Genomic DNA, 17,691 nt, shown 5'->3' on the forward strand with positions numbered 1-17,691 from the left:
TAAGGGTGGATGATAACGAGAAATCTAATCAGGAAATACTTACCGTTGTTATGAACATTGGAAGAACCTTTTAAATGAGAAGGGCTGAGGAAATTCTGTAAAAGATAATCGGTTGAAAAGGCAGTCGATTCCTTGTTCCATAAACCTAACATCAGAGTATATAATTAAACTCGTATGCACAAAAATCGTTTAAGTAAGGGGAATACATGAATAGGGGAGTTAGTTTTCAAATACCGAATGAATATGGAAATTTTCTATGGAGAATACTGCAGCCGGTAGAAATAGCTAATTATAGGTGGCAAACGAGTGGGGAATCTTATTTTGTTGTAGAAGGAGAGCTCGATGATGAGGAGCTTTTTCATGACTACGCAATTGTTGAAGGGGCAGTTTTTGAGCAACAATTAAAAACGAATCAGTACTATACCATTTTCGTTGAACTGAAAGCATTTCCATATGGAAAAATGGTTAATCAAGTCAATACATATAAAGAGTTTGCTGACAGTGATTGCGAACTTGTCCTTTTGATAGCAGATAATAGCTACGTTTCGATTTACTGTAAAAACAAAAATATCATTGAAAAACTGTACTTCAATGCTTTACAGAATGATTTTGAAGACGTTCAATTTATAACTGATGAAAATGACACAAGAACAAGCCTTACTGTATGATACTCAATAAAAATTAAAGGAGCTAGTACATGACAATGCAAATTAAAATCAAGTATCTAGATGAAACACAAACAAGAATCAGCAAAATTGAGCAGGGAGACTGGATTGATCTTCGGGCAGCTGAAGATGTAACAATCAAAAAAGATGAATTTAAGCTTGTCCCATTAGGTGTTGCAATGGAGCTGCCTGAAGGTTACGAAGCACATGTCGTCCCTCGTTCAAGTACATATAAGAACTTTGGCGTTATTCAAACAAATTCAATGGGTGTTATCGATGAGTCATATAAGGGAGACAACGATTTCTGGTTCTTTCCTGCTTATGCATTGCGTGATACTGAAATTAAGAAGGGTGATCGTATCTGCCAGTTTAGAATCATGAAGAAAATGCCGGCGGTTGAATTGGTTGAAGTCGAGCATTTGGGAAACGAGGATAGAGGAGGACTCGGTTCAACAGGTACGAAGTAAACAAAATAAATCCTTGGCTGTCTTCATGCTGTGTGATTGATCAATGGAGGTTTCAGCCAAGGTACATATAAATATTATGTATAAAATGAATATTTTAATACGAAGGATTTAATTAAAAACAAAGTTTAAAAAGGGAAGTTTTGAAAAAGTGAAATAGTAATAACTAAAGTCGATAAAGAACCTAAAGATGTCAAAGAAACAATTTTTCTGGTGCTTTGCTTTTTTGAAGGTTTACTTAGCTCGTGGATAACTGCTCCCCATAAAAGCATGGATGCTAAAATTATAATACTTATATACATATAGATGCTCCTTTTATTATATTTACAGTTTTTACATTTTTATCGATTTTACCACTTTTAGGATTGAGTTGTCGATGAAACAAGCATCTCTATAAAGAAATACTATCTAAATTTTTATAAGTAGGGGAAGGCAACTAAAAACTAGTAATGCCACTAATAATAAGCCAAGTTAAATGACTTGTGTTCATTAATAATTGAATTTACAGCAGCCTTGAGACAAGTTCAAAATATAAGATGAAATGAGACATAAGACTTTTCAAAAAAATCTGAGTATCGTCGATAAATATCATAAAAAAGACCCCGGTATGTCGCCGGGGAATAAATAGACGTTTAAGAGATTTAGTGATGTTTTTTATATGATTCGACAAAATCATAATAATGATCATCGTCATCATAATACTTTTTTTCGTAATGATAATCGTGATCATCGTAATACTTTTTATCATGGTCATCATACTTTTTGTCGTAATCATAATGTTGTTTATCATGATCATAATACTTGTCGCAATCATAATGCTTCTTATCATTGTCGTAATACTTTTTGTAATATGTTTTTTTCCAAGTGTAATACTCTTCTTTATATTTTTTATAATAACCCAATTAAATTCCTCCTTTATGTTATTCGAATTTAATTTATGAAGTTTAAATGATATGGTATGGTCAAATGAAATAAGAATAGTAAAAAGAGGCTGTTTAAAACACTTTCTGAAAAACAAAACGGATAGCTGTTTATTAAAACAAGAGCGAGAGAAAGCACTCAATCACTGTAAAATAATAGTAAAGTGTATAGAGAGGATTAATATACGTAAAAAGGGACTTTCTCATTGAAGAATATTTGAACGTTATGGTTAAGATTCAAGAGCTCTATGATGTGATTTTTAACACTGCTTTTGAAGGATTTAGAGTTAGACATCAAAAACAAACAGCAAAACCGGTTAGAAACAGATCATATAAGGAATGAACCGCTGCCAAATATCATAAAAAGTTGTTAATGATCAAATGAATGAAATTAGAGAGAATTTATTTTAAAGAAAGCCCAATTGCACATGGACAAATGACAATTGATATTGAGGTAAAATACAATGCATTAAATCAGAAAAAGCTATTGGAGGATTTAATGTGTTTAGACAATTTCCAATTTGGTATACACAAACACCTAACTATTTGGATTTTTATGTGCCGCAATATCAAACCATTTCTTATAATCCTCAACAATGTTATCAACGGTGTATGTACCAAACTGGCGGTAACTATGAGCTATGTGACAGACTATGTTATGGAGAAATACAGGTGTAAAAGAGGGGGGATTAACTCCTCTTTAAACACACAGTGAGTGGAATAAGATCCTCACTTTATCTGCAAGTGCTTAGTATTTGCGATAATATTGCATTCGTAATAAATTATGCTTAGCAACTGAAAATGAAAGAAGGATATGAATAGTCATGACGCAATTCGATAAACAATACAATTCAATAATAAAGGATATTATCAATAATGGAATCTCAGACGAAGAGTTTGATGTAAGAACCAAGTGGGACTCAGATGGAACACCGGCACATACTCTAAGTGTAATGAGTAAGCAAATGAGATTCGACAACTCAGAGGTTCCGATTTTAACGACAAAAAAGGTTGCCTGGAAAACAGCCATTAAAGAGTTGCTCTGGATTTGGCAGCTGAAATCTAATGATGTTAATGATTTAAACAAGATGGGCGTACATATTTGGGATCAGTGGAAACAAGAAGACGGAACCATCGGACATGCATATGGATTTCAGCTGGGGAAGAAAAACAGAAGTCTAAATGGAGAAAAAGTGGATCAGGTTGATTATCTTCTTCATCAATTGCAAAACAATCCGTCTTCACGCAGACACATTACAATGCTGTGGAATCCTGATGATTTAGACGCAATGGCCTTAACGCCATGTGTATACGAAACTCAATGGTATGTGAAGCAAGGTAAGCTCCACCTCGAGGTAAGAGCACGGAGCAATGATATGGCGTTGGGGAATCCATTCAATGTATTCCAGTACAATGTGTTGCAGCGCATGATTGCTCAAGTGACTGGTTATGAACTTGGTGAATATATCTTTAACATTGGGGATTGCCATGTGTACACACGTCATATAGACAATTTGAAAATTCAAATGGAAAGAGAACAGTTTGAAGCACCTGAACTATGGATCAATCCTGAAGTGAAAGATTTTTATAACTTTACCATTGATGATTTCAAATTAATCAACTATAAACATGGGGACAAGCTTTTATTTGAGGTAGCGGTTTAATGCTGCCTTTTTATTGTGAGTGAATGGATAGCAGGTATCCTATTTTCATTAAGCAATCTGGAAGATGAATAAAAATTGAAGGACAAACACGTATAATACATAAAAAAGATTAACTCTACAGTTAATCTTTTTTATTCAGAAGAAAATATCCTAACTTTGAAACTAAATACAAAGTAAAAGCAATCATTACAGTTCTAGATATTACAATTCCATGAATAGCTAGATCATATCCAGCAGGTACTAACGCATTTGTATTACACATAAAATATATAGATATTAGAAGTGCTACAATAACTAAAATCATTCCAAAAAGACTTGTTTTTTCATATTTCATACCAATTTCCACCCTTATTAAAGTTAGGTTTAAACAAAAGAGCTGAAGAAACGAACTATGACCAGTATGCTCCAATGAAAACCGCCAGACAATGCTGGCGGCTTTTTGCTGCTTCGTTTATTTATTAACAGAGATCGTAACGTTATTTCCTGCAACAGAAACCTTTGCGAAATCCTGTGTATCTACCACAGGAGTGACGGCTTTATTGTCGATTGTGATGTTGTTAAAAGATGTCGAAAAGGTTGCTTTGATCGCATCACGCTGGCTTTCATACGAAACAGCCGCGGTAGCAAGGGTTTTCCATTTTGAAATCGTGCCGATGTTGGTTCCTTGAATTTCTGTGATAATCCGTCCGGTGTAGCCGTCATTGTTCGTTCCCCAAAGGGTCATGCGCGTATTGCCGCTTAAATTTTTATAGATTGTCATTTGGACTGTGCTTCCAGGGCGGAAGCCTTTATTGTATGTGAATTTGTCTTTTCCTTCGATGTACGTTTCTTCATTTTTGGACCCAACCTTCATGAGGGGCTTCCAGACGTTGTATTGTTTGCTGTACTGAAGCCCGATATCGGCTTCAGTTCCGCTTGTTGCCCTAAAGCCAGAATAAATATAGGGAGTAGAGACCGAGTCGTTGTTTTTGACAGTTTCAGGAAGCGTGATTTTAGCTGTAAAAATGGCGCCCGTACTGTTCAGGTAGACACGGCCGCCGATTCCGTTAGGCAGCTGGGATGCTGCTTTTGCGACTTGAGCGTCTGCCGCGGGTAAACCTGGTATACCTGATGAAAGGGTTCCGAAAAGAACTGCTGTTCCTACTGCACCTGCAATCAATACTTTTTTCACCAAAATTCCCCCTTTTGATAGTGGTTTCGCCATTTATTATACCTTATTTTGGAACTGGATTTACGTATATAAATCGACAAAATATTTCATTTTGAATGATGTAAGGTCGAAACGCTTCGCCAATCTGAAAGCTATATACCTTTATCAGAGGAAAGAATGAGATCACATTTGTTTTAACCGATTTGAAATTTTCCTCAAAATAAAAGTACAAATGCTTAAAGAAACGATTATTAAAAGAATGCCCGCTATCGTTTCCCAGCCTGTAAAAAAGAGGTGACGTTTCATCAATGTCTGTCCTTGTAAAATGACAAAAGCACAGATACCGACTAAGAAAAGAAAACAAATACTTAGGATTGCTAACGCTTTACGTGAGTATGTTTTCATTTCATCTTTAAAATACAGCAATACGAAAACAAAGCAGATAACATTGGCTATTGTTCTTATCACCTCAAAGCTTTTCATGACAATTGATATAAATAGACAAAGTAAAATGAGATAAAATACGATGTTTCTATACAAAAAACCTCTCCTTTTATGTATGATCCTCAAAGAGTTTATAAAAGTTTCTTTGTAACTGCAATAAACTGAATGCGCTCACTTATGAACTAACTAAACTATGTACTAAATATTCATTATTCTTTTTTAGACTCAGTTACCAAGGTTTTCATAGAAAGGGAAGCTTCAAAAATATACATATAGTGCATAAACAAAAAAGACCCGGCAATAGCCGGGGGAAAGTAAAAACGAGGAGATGTTAATGGCGTTTAGTAGTGTTTTTTATGCTTTTTATACTCTACAACATAATCATAGTCTTTTTTATCGTGATCATAATATTTTTTATCATAGTCATCATATTTTTTGTCGTAATCACAGTCATAATATTTTTTATCATAATGGTCATAGTCTTTTTTATCATATTCGTAATACTTCTTATAATACGTTTTTTTGACCGTATAATACTCTTCTTTGTATTTTTTGTAATAACCCATATATACTCCTCCTTTATTTTTACTACGCTTTATTATACGGCGAGTAGATTTTGCGGCTTGGACAGTTAAAATCATAGAAGGAAAAAAGGGCTGTCCAAATGATAAAAAAAGACAGATGACACAGAAACAAAACAAAATAAAGAGCCGATTTTTCATCGGCCCAAACGATTTATCCTACATTTGTTTATCTTCTTTGTTTTCTGAGTCATTTTTTCTGATATCCTGAGTCAGTCCGCTTGTTGCTTGTTTAAATTCTGATAAGGCTTTTCCTGCTGCACGGCCAAGCGCCGGCAGTTTATCAGGCCCAAATACTAAAAAACCCACAAACAAAATAACGAGTATTTTTGTGAAGCTTAATTCCATATCCTTTTCCCCCTGATTGAAGTACAACCTTTTAAACAAATTATAAGAGATAGCAGTACAAATGGGAATGCATTTATTTTGAACATTTTAAAACCAGACAAAGACGGATTCATAAAACGGCTGCTGCTGAATATAATGTCCAATGCCACCTGCCTAAGAAGCAGGGAGGCAGGCTGGATCAATTATGTAGCTCTGCCGGAAATGATACAAACGTATCTGCGGCTATTATTGAAATAGAGGAGTGGTGTAGCTGATGAGATTCACTAAGGTAGTTGGATTTTTGTCTGTTTTAGGGTTGGCTGCGGTTTTTCCATTAACGGCACAAGCAGAAAAAGCCGGAACTGCGGGGGCTGGAGAGTGGGATAAGTTGGGGGCTTACACATATACTTACTCAAGTCCGACGGTATACTCGACCGGAGGAGATTTTAGAGTTTGCCTTTCAGGAAGCACTCCTTTTTCTGTTTCACTGCACTTATATGAGGATGATCCCGGTGACAATCCTGATGATTATGTAGGGGCAAACTATTTTTCACCCGGAGAATGCCACACATTTGGCAGTATTGGAAAATTTGTAGATGGGAGCAATAACAAGGCCGAGTTCTTTGTTACCGATTACTCTGGTAAATCTAAAACTGTTACGTTTTATGATTGATGGACTCAAATTGTGAAGTATAACCCTTGGGAAAGAACAAAAAAGAGAGATACCTCTCTCTTTTTTTATTCTTCGACAGCCTTACGAAGCCGTTCATTTAAAATGCCAGTCCAGCCGCCATCCATCTTACCGCGAACGACGGAGCTTTTCTCGTTTGCTTTGCCGATCACTTCATTCGGCTCTTTCCAGCCGCTGTGAATAAGGGTAAACCCTGTCTTTTCCCCCAAGTCTTCTAATTGAAAGGTAACGACCCATCCTTCTGTATCCCATTCAAAAGAAAGTTCAGTTGGAGCTTGAACAGCCAAAACTTTACAAGGGGACGGCCCAAACGGCGATTGTAAGTGAAATTCTTGTCCTTCTTTGAGCTGAAAGTCATTGGGCATAAACCACTTGGCAATGCCTTCTGAAGTAGAGACTGTCTCCCAGACTTTCTGAATGGGAGCCTCCAGGGTAATGCTTTTTGTAATATCCGGTAATGCATTTTCATTGTTTTGAGCCATTTCGTTTACCTCTTGACATATGATGTTTTTTTCAATTCAATCATATAATAACTAATAAGATCATGTCCATAGCGTGCATTATTTATGCTAGAGCTGCTGTTCAACAGCGTGTCAGTTGCCAGTCTGATCTGTGAATGGGAGAATTCTGCATGTTCGAGAAAGAGAGAGATGTGTATGTTGTCATTTCGTTCATGCTTGTTTGCTCAGCCGCAACAGTTATGTTTGAACTGGAATTCCTGTTCAGCCAATTTATTTTGCGATTTTTGTTTTAATAGTAGATGAGCCATTTTCTAAAACAGGAGGTTTTTTATGCTTGGAAAAATCAAAGCAGCCATTGATAACAGTCCAGGGAAGCCGGCCAGAATTATAGTTAGTGAAAAAGCGTTTCAGCAATTAGAGGAAGAAATGCGCTTTGTTTACGTTTCCAAACCGAAAACGATAATGGGGATTCCTGTGGAAGTTTCAGAACAGGCAGAAAGCTTCAAGCTGGAATTTTAGTTTATCCCAGACTGCTAAAAGGCTCATTTTATGATAATTATGCAAAATGGTCAGGTTGGTTTCTTTAAAAGCATGATGAAATGTTCATCATGCTTTTTTTATCGAGAAAAAAGACGAACATAAAAAATAGGTATACGGGAAAAATAATCCTATTAGAGAGAGGGGAACTGACAGATGGATAACATGATATCAACACTTACTGACTGGAATGTGTGGTTTCAAGTGTTAATTGTATTTCTCGTTCCATATGTAATCTATAAAGTGTTTACTTGGATTCATGTATAAGAAGGTGCAATGATGAGGTGGCGGAGCAATCAGTACAAAACACAGAAGCAGCATATATCAGGTCATTCAACAGCTGAAAAGGATCAGGATGTGTTAACCGGTAACATCGGATACGATTTAGAACATGTAAAAAGAAAAATAGGACATAACGGGGACGTTCACTTCCGTGAGCTTGAAATCACTCATTTACATGTAAAAGCGGTATTGATCTTTGTTGAAGGACTGTCTGATCAGGAATTGATTAATAAAGGTCTATCAGAGAATGCCTCTATTAGTCATGAAGCGCCGGCCTAAAATGATGAATACAGATAATACAAAACGGGTGAAGTGATGAACTCGACAGGATGGTGATAAAGTCTCATGTTCAGTCCAACCAGTAAAATCACAACCGCTCAGGCAACGATTATCATCATTAATTATATGCTTGCTGCCGGAGTTCTTACGCTCCCTCGGACAGTAACAGAACAAATACAATCTCCTGATGGATGGATTTCAATTTTATTAGGCGGGGTCCTAGCGGTAATAGCCGGGATGATTATAGTTAAATTAAGCCAGCAGTATCCTAAGGAGACCTTTTATGAATACTCCCGACATATTGTAGGAAAATGGCTCGGGCATCTGATCAGTATTGTTTTTATTACTTATTTTCTGGCACTCGGTGCATTTGAAGTCAGAGTCACGTCCGAAATCGTGGATTTTTTTCTCCTCGAAGGGACACCGTCTTGGGCCATCATTATGACAGTTCTTTGGATTGGGCTTTATTCAATTACACAAGGCCTAGATCCGATTGCACGGCTTTTTGAAATGATTTTTCCGATTACGGTCATCATCTTTTTAACGATAGCCCTCATGAGTTTAGGCATATTTGAGATCAACAATTTGCGCCCTGTATTAGGTGATGGAATCATGCCGGTTCTCAGAGGAGTAAAGACAACAAACCTTTCATTTACATGTTCAGAAATTATGTTCATTTTAGTAGCATTTATGAAAAAGCCGAAAAATGCGGTGAAAGCGGTTGTGATTGGGACAGGCGTTGTGACCAGTTTTTATATGATTACGCTGATTATGGTCATCGGTGCACTATCAGTTTAGGGAGTTGTGACGAGAACATGGCCGGGGCTTGACCTGATGAGAAGTTTTGAAATACCTGGTTTAATATTTGAACGGTTTGAATCATTTCTGCTTGTGATTTGGATTATGCAGCTTTTTGCCACGTTTATTATCACTTTTTATGCAGCTTCCCTGGGAGTCTCACAAGTTTTTAAAAAGAAACCCCTTTCATGTATGTTTGGACTGCTTCCTGTTATTTATATCCTCTCTTGCATGCCGAAAAATGAAAATGACGTCTTTATATTGGGCGATACGGTCAGTCATATCGCTTTGTATATATTTGGCGCTTTGCCGATTTTGCTGTTAGTCATTTCGAAATGGAGGAAAAGAGGTGAAAAGTAAACTAAAACGTCAATTGCCTGCTATGGTCATAGTATGTCTGCTGATGATTTGCGTAACAGGATGCTGGAGCAGTCGGGAAATAGAAGATCTGGGTCTCACATTCGCTATCGCAATTGATAAAGGAAAAGAAACGAACACTGAAAAAGAGTTAAAAGAAGAGGGCGGGAGCTATCCGAAAAAAGACAACATTACGCTGACCTATCAATTTGTTAATGAAAAAGCGGCAGGCGCGGGCACAAGCGGGGGAGGCGGTAGCGGACAAGGAGCGCAAAAAGCGTATATTAATATAAGTGAAACAGGGGATTCATTACAGCAGATCGGAAGTGAGGTTGCATTAAGACGGGACCGAGAAGTGTTTAGCCCGCATTTAAAAGTTGTTGTCATGAGTGAAGATGTGCTGCACACATTTCCTATCGACGAAATGCTGGATCAATTTTTTCGTGATAATGAAATTAGGCTGAGCTGTCTTGTTTTATCTGCTAAAGGGGAAGCAAGAGACGCTCTCCAGCTGAAAGAGAACGGAGAAATTCCGGCATTTCGGCTGATTGGATTAGGTGAAAATGAACATAAAGTTTCCAGAATTCTTCCCCCTATGACACTCGCGAAACTAATTGGAAAACTGCATTCTGGCAGCAGCTTTTTACTGCAAAATGTGGTTGCGGCCAATGGAGCGGTCAAATATTCCGGAGCAGCTGTAATCAACGGAAAATCGAAAAAAATGATAGGCACTTTAAATGAATATGAAACTGAGGGGATTACATGGATTAGAGGAGAAGGGAAAGGCGGAGTTGTCAAAAGCCATGATAAAAAGAGCCAACAGACACTAGCGTACGATATCAATAAAATCAAAAGCAAAATTCAGCCAATCGTAAAAGGGAAAGATATTTCATTCCATGTCGATATTGAATCAGAAGGCGATTTGGTTGAAAACTGGAACACAAAAGAGGCGTTGGACACCCAGTTTATAGATCGTCTCGAAACGACTATTGAAAACGAGGTAAAGAAAATAGTTGGTCAGGTATTAAAAAAAATTCAACATGATTATAAAGCAGATGTTGCGGGTTTTGATGAATCTTTTAGACTTACATATCCTCACTTATGGAAAAGGGTGAAAAATAACTGGGATGACACCTTCAGTAAAGCCGACATCACATACAGTGTGAACGTCACAATTACTCATTATGGCACGGTTAAAACTCAGTAATGAATCCCAAGGAAGAGAAGGAAACCTCTCTTCTCTTTTTTATGCATTTTTTAGGATAAAGATACTTTTTTTGGAGAGATATACACTTAACGAATCGACCAATATGCTAATATAGGAATTGCTTGAAATAGAAGGGAGAAGGGGCTGTGAGGCAGAAACCGATTTATGTAGAAATCGAAATGAAATCTGATCTGGATACACTCTGGGAATATACACAAAACCCATCACTGCATAAGGAATGGGATCTCCGGTTTTCAAATATTACGTATTTGAATAGTCAGCCATGCGAAAAACAGAAGTTTCTTTACGAAACAAGGGTAGGCTTTGGATTAAAGGTGTCAGGTACAGGAGAAACCGTCGGTGTTTTCAACAAATGTTCATCTGAAAGGTCTTCTTCACTGGCTTTTGGCTCTGATCATCCATTATCTCTGATTCGGCATGGAAGCGGCTACTGGAAGTATATAGAGAGAGAAAATGGGAAAATGACGTTTTTAACACAGTACCAATACAAAACAGCCTACGGACTGCTGGGAAGATGGATTGATCGTTTATTATTTCGGCCGCTGCTTGGCTGGGCGACTGCCTGGAGCTTTGATGCATTAAGGCTTTGGGTAGAGCAAAATAAACATCCGAAGCGCTTCATTCGATCCGCTATCATCTATGTGTTCATGTGTCTGTTTTTCAGCCTGTTTTGGTTCTATCAAGGCTTTGCAGGTGTTGAGACAAGCATATTGGCAGGAACAGCGGAGATAGGCTTAGCTATTTTGTGGCTGATTCCTTTAAAAAGAAAATGGATCATTCATGGTGTCCAGGCTTGTATTTTTGCTGGGTTTGCTTGTCTAGGTTCCGAAATATTCATGTGGGTTCTATTGAGTGTGTTTTCCGCTGCAAGCGGCGCTCTTAGCCTGCAGCTCCCCAGTGCCAGGCGCACAAAACGAAAGAGAAAGAAGTGACATTGTGAGTTCGATTTATGAAAAATCAATTATTAACTATCATTTGCTGCATCCCAAGCTGCAGAAACGGTACCAATTAGACGGGTCTCATACATTCAGCGGGACGGGAACGATGTCAGAAATAAGCGGAGGCTCTTTTCTGGTTAGAATGCTGTTAAAGCTAGGTGTTTTTTTCAGATGCTTCTTTTCAGAAAGAGGCAAAGACATTCCATTTACAATACAAAATAGAACTTGTCTTTTGAAATCACAACATACAGGGATAGAATGGAATCGTACATTTTTCTTTAAAGGCAAAAAACGTTTCTTTGACGCGATAATGATATATGACGAGAAAGAAAATAGAATACTTGATTTCTTCGGCAAACCTCATCTGCTGTTGTCTGTTTTGACGTTCGAGGCATCTCTTGACGGCTCTCTTACAATCACATCGGGAAAGCAATGGCTATTGATATTTGGAAAAAGAATCCCGTTGCCGAAATGGCTGACCGGTACATCCGTAGTTTGCGAAACGTTTGATGAAAAAAAGAATTGTTTCACCATTGAAGTGCATGTGCAAAATACAATTCTTGGCACTCTTTTCTTTTATAAAGGAACGTTTCAGGAGGAAGAGAGAGAATCATGAAACGAAATGGCATAGTCAGTGCGCTTTGTTTTATAGGATTTCTTGCAGCAGAAGCACCGGATATTTCAGTGGCAGAGGCACTCGTTTTGTTATCCATTCTATTTTTCGTGCCGGGAATTTTCCCTTTTGTTTTTCGTCAATCTCCGGTTCGTGCTGCTCAGTTTATGGAAAACGGGCTAATCCAGTGCTATCCTGTAGCCGCATTCTTTGCGGTGCTGGCTCTAGTGACGGAGGTTGGAGGTTTCGCGCTTATCTGGTGGATGTACACAGTTTTTATTGCATTGTATGCGATCTTCCGCCTTTGGGAAACAAAGATACATAGAATCGAAGAGACATCAGTTTTGTTCGGCCTTATTTATTTGGCGGGAGGAGGATTTTGGTTTTTTGCTTATGCTGCCCATTTGCAGATCATGCAATTTGGCCCTCTCATCATTTTGCTGACTGCTGTCCACTTTCACTATTCTGCTTTTCTGATCCCGATCTTTAACGGTTTACTCGGCAGAACCATTAGAAAACATCGGATGTTGTACAGTTGGATAACATGGGTGATTTTGCTTTCGCCCCTCCTTATCGCACTGGGCATCACATATTCAAAAACACTTGATGTCATTGCGGTTAGCATTTATATGGCGGCGATTTATCTTCATGCATTTTTGGTGTTCACGGCAGCTTTTCGCACCAAGACGGGGACATTTCTTATTCGGCTTTCTTCCGCTGTTTTAATGATAACGATTGCTTTCTCGATGATTTATTCTTTTGGTGTATTTCGGCAAGAAGTTACATTGACCATCAATCAGATGATTTGGATTCACGGTTTTGTCAATGCGTTTGGTGTTATCTTGCCCGCTCTCATAGGGTGGAGAATAGAGGATGCGAAACCTTTTGATGCAGACAGTGTAAAGACATTCAGCCGTATCTACGGAAAAAGAAAGATTGGAGAAGAATTTTTAGCTAGTATTCAAGCTGAAAATAACGCTCGGTACAGCGGACTTGTGGATGATATGGGCAGCCTGCGTTCAAAAGATTTTTCACCAGAAAAACTGGCGCCGCTCATTCTTTCGTTTTATGAACTAACCATCGAATACAATATTAAAGCAAAAGTAACATGGAGCACGTGGTTTCGGCCGCTTGCAATTATTTACGAATGGTTCAGCAGAAGAATCGGCCAAATACATCTTTCGACGAACCCTGACTGGTATAGGATGTACAGCAAGATAAAAGGTGTTCATTCGAAAAAAGACGGAAGGGAAAGAGTACGTGCCTGGATTAGAACAAATGAAAAAAACGAAACCATTTTTACCGCTCTTTATTCAGTGTATCGTTCAAATGGAGAGGGGTATATGAATATTTCTTTACCGCTTCCATTCAGCAGCATGACAGGTATTTTAAAACCATATCATCATCAGGAGAAGCTGGTTTTAACAAGCAGGCGGAGAAAAAGCAGAGCGGGGGATGAGGGGATTTATCTGCAAACAAGAGCGGGAACTTGTCCGCTTCCTTTATCTGAAACCTTTCTGATAGAAGCTGTACATGACAACAAATTAACCGCTGTTCATCATATGTGGCTGTTTGGATTAAAATTTCTAACTGTTCATTACAGCATTACACATATTAACCAGCCTATTGAAAGAACCTAACACAAAGAAGAAGCTTCGTCTGCCAGTTGCTGCATTTCAAAATTCTGCACCGCATCAAGACAGGAAAGGAAGGGTTTATGGTGTTTTATATCAGTTTATTTCTGATTCTTTGGCTGGCTGCGGGGTTTGCAGTGGGAATGAAACAAGTGTATGTCGATCAGCTGTTTGATAAAGCTGTGATCGAAAGACTGGAAAAAGAAGCGAATGATCATGGACACGCTGACCGGATGATCAAACAGCGCGTCCTTTATATTGCAGCAGTGACAGTAAGCGGGTTTATTTCTGTTTATTATGAAATGAAAACAATCCCGCAAAGGCGAAACATAAGAAAAATTGAAAAAAACATCATGAAATTAAATCAAGCAAAAAAACGAAGAATGAAGAGAAAATAAAAAATGCACAGGCCAAAGGGCAGGTGCATTTTTGTTTTGTATGGAAATGGGAGAGGTGGTGCCAGCTTACTTTTCATAAATTCAAAAATGAGAAGAACAGCGCCCGGGCTAATGGTATATAATATTGTGAATTTAACAAAAATTTAACAAGGAGGACGAGAGAATTCGTGCTAAAGCCTCAAAGAGACCTACATCCTGTTGATTTGGACTTAGAGGCGGAGTAGATGAAACCGGCCAAAGTATCCCTGCTCCGCCGTTTGCTCCATTCCTTGAAGCATGTTGATTGTAACATAGCCAAACGTTTTCCATCAACTATTAAAATTGTAAAATTATTGTTGATTTTTATGGTGTTTACTCCGATTTCTTCAATTTATGCTGAAGATGTATATCAGAATTTTGAGGAATTAAAAAGCAATGAAGATCCTTCTGATTACGGCGTTGTTACGAAAGAAACCGGAAGCCCTGTTCTTGTTTTAGCCATTCACGGAGGAGGTATTGAAGGCGGGACAAGTGAAGTAGCGAGAGAGCTCAGCAAAGAGTACTCGATGTATTTATTTGAAGGCTTAAAATCGGCAGGAAACTCAGTCCTGCACATTACGAGCACGCACTTTGATGAACCTCGGGCCCTTAAAATGACGGGAAATCATGAATATGTCATTTCATTACACGGGTACGCAGAAGAAGATCAGCAGATCGAAGTCGGCGGTACAGATCGCGTAAGAGCGGCAGATTTAGTTGAGAAATTGCAGCATGCCGGTTTTCCTGCTGTATTGCTCAATACGGACCATCCACATGCGGGCGTTAGTCCGAATAACATTGCAAATAAATCAAAAACAGGTTTAAGTATTCAGATAGAAATGAGCACAGGGTTTCGAAAGTCTTTGTTCGGCATCTTTTCTTTAAAAAGCAGAGCTGTTACTCAAAATGAGAGGTTTTATGAGTTTACAGAAGTGATGTTCCGTTTTCTCAAAAATAGCTACTGAAAAATAGGAGGCGATAAGACAGCCTCCTATTCCTTATGCTTCTCTTTCGTTTCGGGAAACAGCTCGTCCGCGGCTTCCGTTTGATACTGCAACGTGTTATCTCTCGCTGACAGTTCATTTCGGAAATTTTCATCAAGCACATTTTTCAGTAAATACCGATGAAAAAAGTATTCAAAAACAGTAAGACAGGCAGCGGAAAGGAGAGCCGCTCCAAATGGTGAGAAATCGTTTCTTGTTTGAGTTAAAACAAATACCCAAAGAATAACGAATGAAAGGCCAAAGTCAGCCAATGAAGCTGTAATATTGTTTGTTCTGGGTAAGACGAGCATGTCACCAGAAAGATAGGAAACAAAACCTAAGAAAAGTGCAATAAACATCACACTTAAGAAGGATGCGTGATAGACTCTGTCCAAAATCACATATAAAAGGGCGAGAGTGAAAGCAATCTTTGAAGCAAGCGCAATGATATGTTTCATTTGACCACCTAAATTGTTATTTTTTGAAGAAAATTCTTGGGCGTAAACAAATGATAAATAATGCAATTCAAAACCATTCATAATGGTCATGTTACTATTTTAAACAGTCCGTTTTTGTTTACACTGGTATTTTTTTTCAGCAGTATGAAACTTTCTTATGAAAAAAGACGTATATGTGGATGATCAGCTTTCAAGGGGGGAATGATTTGTGGAGATAAAAGGAATCAATCACTTGCTATTTTCAGTTTCGCATTTGGATACATCGATTGATTTTTATCAAAAAGTGTTTGATGCAAAGCTTTTGGTAAAGGGAAGAACAACTGCATATTTTGACATGAACGGCATCTGGCTAGCGCTTAATGAAGAACCAGACATCCCGAGAAATGACATTAAGCTTTCTTATACCCATATTGCTTTTACAATTGAAGATCATGAATTTGAGGAGGTATCAGCTAAATTAAAAAGACTTCATGTCAATATTCTGCCTGGCAGAGAACGAGATGAACGCGATCGAAAATCAATTTATTTTACCGACCCTGACGGCCACAAATTTGAATTCCATACCGGAACCCTTCAAGACAGGCTTCGATATTACAAACAAGAAAAAACCCATATGCACTTTTATGATGAAACGGCCTTTTGATATCACAACCATATTTCATATAAGGTTAAATTTAAAGAAGGGTGTTGGTGGAGACTTTATGTTTGGGAAAGGTTTCTACCCGATTTGTTCAACGATGCCATATCTTTTGAACTGCACAAGTGATTGGGTGCAGGTGAAATTGAAATACATATTACATTTTATATGAAGAAAGCGGGCTGTTTTAACAAAGTGTTGAACTACCTAAACTATGTACTAAATTTTCAGTTATATCAATTGCCTCGCCCTTTAATAAATATAAAACCGCATCCTTCCACGACCTAAAAAATGAAACGTTTTTAAGAAGATAGCGTCTAATATTCTAAACGTTCATATTTTGATAAAAGTTTCCTGAAGGAAAGAAAATTTCTTGACTTCAACAATCTTTTGGTGGATAATTATGGTGTAAACATGATGTTCTTTTTCCTCCTATTCAGGCTCGCACCCAAAAGTCAGGGCGAGCCTGCTTTTTTTGAACAACAAACCCCCTCTCCGTAAAGGAAAAGGGGGTTATTTCATTCATCTGATAGATCAATAGATTAATGGACGGTTCTGAACACGCCAATCACTTTCCCTAGAATGCTGACATTCTGCAAAATGATAGGTTCCATCGTTGGGTTCTCAGGCTGCAAGCGAATGTGTGTATCCTCTTTATAGAATCGTTTTACAGTTGCTTCATCATCTTCTGTCATCGCAACTACAATTTCCCCATTGTTCGCTGTGTTTTGCTGTTTAACGATGACATAGTCCTTATCGAGAATACCAGCATCTATCATACTGTCTCCCATAATCTCCAGCATAAATACATGCTCGTCTGGAGGAACCATGCGGTCTGGGAGCGGAAAATATTCTTCAATATTTTCTACTGCTGTAATAGGAGATCCCGCCGTGACTTTCCCGATGACCGGTACATTAACGACCTGGCTTTGCGGAATGTCTACTTCTTCATCAAGAATTTCTATTGCTCTTGGTTTTGTCGGATCCCGTCTGATCAGCCCTTTTGTTTCCAAGCGGGCCAAATGGCCGTGGACAGTAGAGCTGGACGCAAGCCCGACAGCCTCTCCGATCTCTCTCACGGAAGGCGGATATCCTTTTGATTTAACCTCTGCTTTAATAAAACGGAGGATATCAAGTTGCCTTTTTGATAGCTTCGTCATTTTT

General features: G+C 38.2%; 22 protein-coding genes and 5 pseudogenes. 18 read left to right on the forward strand and 9 right to left on the reverse strand.

Features of this window, described 5'->3' with window-relative positions:
* The first annotated feature begins 206 nt into the window (after positions 1-206).
* The gene (locus NSQ12_RS09855; protein ID WP_048654893.1) at positions 207-668 is read left to right on the forward strand and encodes a DUF2691 family protein; all 462 of its coding nucleotides are present in this window, start codon (positions 207-209) and stop codon (positions 666-668) included.
* Positions 669-697: 29 nt separating this feature from the next.
* Complete coding sequence (gene dutA / locus NSQ12_RS09860; protein WP_003245820.1) at positions 698-1,132, forward strand: dUTP diphosphatase DutA; 435 nt, start codon at positions 698-700, stop codon at positions 1,130-1,132.
* 638 nt (positions 1,133-1,770) lie between these two features.
* Here dutA and cotU read toward each other — a convergent pair.
* Entirely contained in the window at positions 1,771-2,031 is a 261-nt protein-coding gene (gene cotU / locus NSQ12_RS09865) for a spore coat protein CotU (protein WP_088467220.1), read from the reverse strand.
* A gap of 403 nt (positions 2,032-2,434) precedes the next feature.
* Here cotU and NSQ12_RS09870 point away from each other — a divergent pair.
* Together NSQ12_RS09870 and NSQ12_RS09875 are read left to right on the forward strand one after the other, a co-directional pair.
* Positions 2,435-2,596, forward strand: a pseudogene (locus NSQ12_RS09870) (hypothetical protein); the annotation flags it as partial.
* 277 nt (positions 2,597-2,873) lie between these two features.
* Positions 2,874-3,713: a thymidylate synthase gene (locus NSQ12_RS09875; protein WP_029317846.1), complete on the forward strand. Its 840-nt coding sequence runs from the start codon at positions 2,874-2,876 to the stop codon at positions 3,711-3,713.
* A 121-nt stretch (positions 3,714-3,834) separates the two neighbouring features.
* Here NSQ12_RS09875 and NSQ12_RS09880 read toward each other — a convergent pair whose 3' ends face one another.
* From NSQ12_RS09880 to tatAC, 5 genes are all read right to left on the reverse strand, one after another.
* On the reverse strand, positions 3,835-4,122 hold the full coding sequence (locus tag NSQ12_RS09880; protein ID WP_125121357.1) for a hypothetical protein: 288 nt from the start codon (positions 4,120-4,122) through the stop codon (positions 3,835-3,837).
* Positions 4,123-4,164: 42 nt separating this feature from the next.
* Positions 4,165-4,887 (reverse strand): YrpD family protein, encoded by a 723-nt coding sequence (locus NSQ12_RS09885; RefSeq protein ID WP_128474266.1) that lies wholly within the window; start codon positions 4,885-4,887, stop codon positions 4,165-4,167.
* A gap of 159 nt (positions 4,888-5,046) precedes the next feature.
* Positions 5,047-5,403 carry a YoqO family protein gene (locus NSQ12_RS09890; protein ID WP_038429028.1) on the reverse strand — a complete coding sequence of 119 codons (357 nt, stop codon included), beginning with the start codon at positions 5,401-5,403 and terminating at the stop codon, positions 5,047-5,049.
* 245 nt (positions 5,404-5,648) lie between these two features.
* Complete coding sequence (locus tag NSQ12_RS09895) at positions 5,649-5,873, reverse strand: hypothetical protein (protein ID WP_038429029.1); 225 nt, start codon at positions 5,871-5,873, stop codon at positions 5,649-5,651.
* A 174-nt stretch (positions 5,874-6,047) separates the two neighbouring features.
* Entirely contained in the window at positions 6,048-6,236 is a 189-nt protein-coding gene (gene tatAC, locus NSQ12_RS09900; RefSeq protein ID WP_003231634.1) for a twin-arginine translocase TatAC, read from the reverse strand.
* 71 nt (positions 6,237-6,307) lie between these two features.
* On the opposite strand from tatAC, the pseudogene NSQ12_RS09905 reads away from it, so the two are divergent.
* Both NSQ12_RS09905 and NSQ12_RS09910 read left to right on the forward strand, forming a co-directional pair.
* A pseudogene (locus tag NSQ12_RS09905) lies at positions 6,308-6,473 on the forward strand (hypothetical protein).
* 16 nt (positions 6,474-6,489) lie between these two features.
* Positions 6,490-6,888 carry a hypothetical protein gene (locus NSQ12_RS09910; RefSeq protein ID WP_339176578.1) on the forward strand — a complete coding sequence of 133 codons (399 nt, stop codon included), beginning with the start codon at positions 6,490-6,492 and terminating at the stop codon, positions 6,886-6,888.
* Between the two features lie 65 nt (positions 6,889-6,953).
* On the opposite strand, the gene NSQ12_RS09915 is transcribed toward NSQ12_RS09910, so the two are convergent.
* Positions 6,954-7,388, reverse strand: coding sequence for an SRPBCC domain-containing protein (locus NSQ12_RS09915; protein ID WP_339176580.1), 435 nt, complete (start codon positions 7,386-7,388; stop codon positions 6,954-6,956).
* Positions 7,389-7,537: 149 nt separating this feature from the next.
* On the opposite strand from NSQ12_RS09915, the gene NSQ12_RS09920 reads away from it, so the two are divergent.
* The 10 genes and pseudogenes from NSQ12_RS09920 (at position 7,538) to pghL (ending at position 15,414) form a co-directional block, all read left to right on the forward strand.
* Complete coding sequence (locus NSQ12_RS09920; RefSeq protein ID WP_015713998.1) at positions 7,538-7,660, forward strand: hypothetical protein; 123 nt, start codon at positions 7,538-7,540, stop codon at positions 7,658-7,660.
* A 37-nt stretch (positions 7,661-7,697) separates the two neighbouring features.
* On the forward strand, positions 7,698-7,886 hold the full coding sequence (locus tag NSQ12_RS09925; RefSeq protein WP_080529361.1) for a hypothetical protein: 189 nt from the start codon (positions 7,698-7,700) through the stop codon (positions 7,884-7,886).
* 294 nt (positions 7,887-8,180) lie between these two features.
* A pseudogene (locus NSQ12_RS09930) lies at positions 8,181-8,429 on the forward strand (spore germination protein); the annotation flags it as partial.
* Between the two features lie 102 nt (positions 8,430-8,531).
* A pseudogene (locus tag NSQ12_RS09935) lies at positions 8,532-9,623 on the forward strand (spore germination protein).
* Entirely contained in the window at positions 9,613-10,827 is a 1,215-nt protein-coding gene (locus NSQ12_RS09940) for a Ger(x)C family spore germination protein (RefSeq protein ID WP_029726667.1), read from the forward strand. The pseudogene NSQ12_RS09935 and the gene NSQ12_RS09940 overlap by 11 nt, the downstream one beginning before the upstream one ends.
* A 146-nt stretch (positions 10,828-10,973) precedes the next feature.
* The gene (locus tag NSQ12_RS09945) at positions 10,974-11,780 is read left to right on the forward strand and encodes a hypothetical protein (protein WP_029726668.1); all 807 of its coding nucleotides are present in this window, start codon (positions 10,974-10,976) and stop codon (positions 11,778-11,780) included.
* Between the two features lie 4 nt (positions 11,781-11,784).
* Positions 11,785-12,402 carry a DUF4166 domain-containing protein gene (locus tag NSQ12_RS09950; RefSeq protein WP_029726669.1) on the forward strand — a complete coding sequence of 206 codons (618 nt, stop codon included), beginning with the start codon at positions 11,785-11,787 and terminating at the stop codon, positions 12,400-12,402.
* Complete coding sequence (locus NSQ12_RS09955; RefSeq protein WP_029726670.1) at positions 12,399-14,039, forward strand: YndJ family protein; 1,641 nt, start codon at positions 12,399-12,401, stop codon at positions 14,037-14,039. The genes NSQ12_RS09950 and NSQ12_RS09955 overlap by 4 nt, the downstream gene beginning before the upstream one ends.
* Positions 14,040-14,116: 77 nt before the next feature.
* Positions 14,117-14,431: a hypothetical protein gene (locus NSQ12_RS09960; RefSeq protein ID WP_003245621.1), complete on the forward strand. Its 315-nt coding sequence runs from the start codon at positions 14,117-14,119 to the stop codon at positions 14,429-14,431.
* 224 nt (positions 14,432-14,655) lie between these two features.
* The gene (gene pghL / locus NSQ12_RS09965; protein ID WP_015714006.1) at positions 14,656-15,414 is read left to right on the forward strand and encodes a gamma-polyglutamate hydrolase PghL; all 759 of its coding nucleotides are present in this window, start codon (positions 14,656-14,658) and stop codon (positions 15,412-15,414) included.
* A gap of 26 nt (positions 15,415-15,440) precedes the next feature.
* Here the strand turns inward: pghL and NSQ12_RS09970 are convergent, their stop codons facing one another.
* Positions 15,441-15,890, reverse strand: coding sequence for a YndM family protein (locus tag NSQ12_RS09970; protein WP_003245454.1), 450 nt, complete (start codon positions 15,888-15,890; stop codon positions 15,441-15,443).
* 208 nt (positions 15,891-16,098) lie between these two features.
* Here NSQ12_RS09970 and fosM point away from each other — a divergent pair, with 208 nt between their 5' ends.
* Positions 16,099-16,533 carry a FosM family fosfomycin resistance protein gene (gene fosM, locus NSQ12_RS09975; protein WP_032725818.1) on the forward strand — a complete coding sequence of 145 codons (435 nt, stop codon included), beginning with the start codon at positions 16,099-16,101 and terminating at the stop codon, positions 16,531-16,533.
* Positions 16,442-16,718, forward strand: a pseudogene (locus NSQ12_RS09980) (hypothetical protein). The gene fosM and the pseudogene NSQ12_RS09980 overlap by 92 nt, the downstream one beginning before the upstream one ends.
* Before the next feature lie 351 nt (positions 16,719-17,069).
* Here the strand turns inward: NSQ12_RS09980 and lexA are convergent.
* Positions 17,070-17,687: a transcriptional repressor LexA gene (lexA, locus tag NSQ12_RS09985; RefSeq protein WP_003238209.1), complete on the reverse strand. Its 618-nt coding sequence runs from the start codon at positions 17,685-17,687 to the stop codon at positions 17,070-17,072.
* Positions 17,688-17,691 lie beyond the last annotated feature (4 nt).

This window comes from Bacillus sp. PS95 (assembly GCF_037963565.1).
Taxonomy (GTDB): Bacteria; Bacillota; Bacilli; order Bacillales; family Bacillaceae; genus Bacillus; species Bacillus subtilis.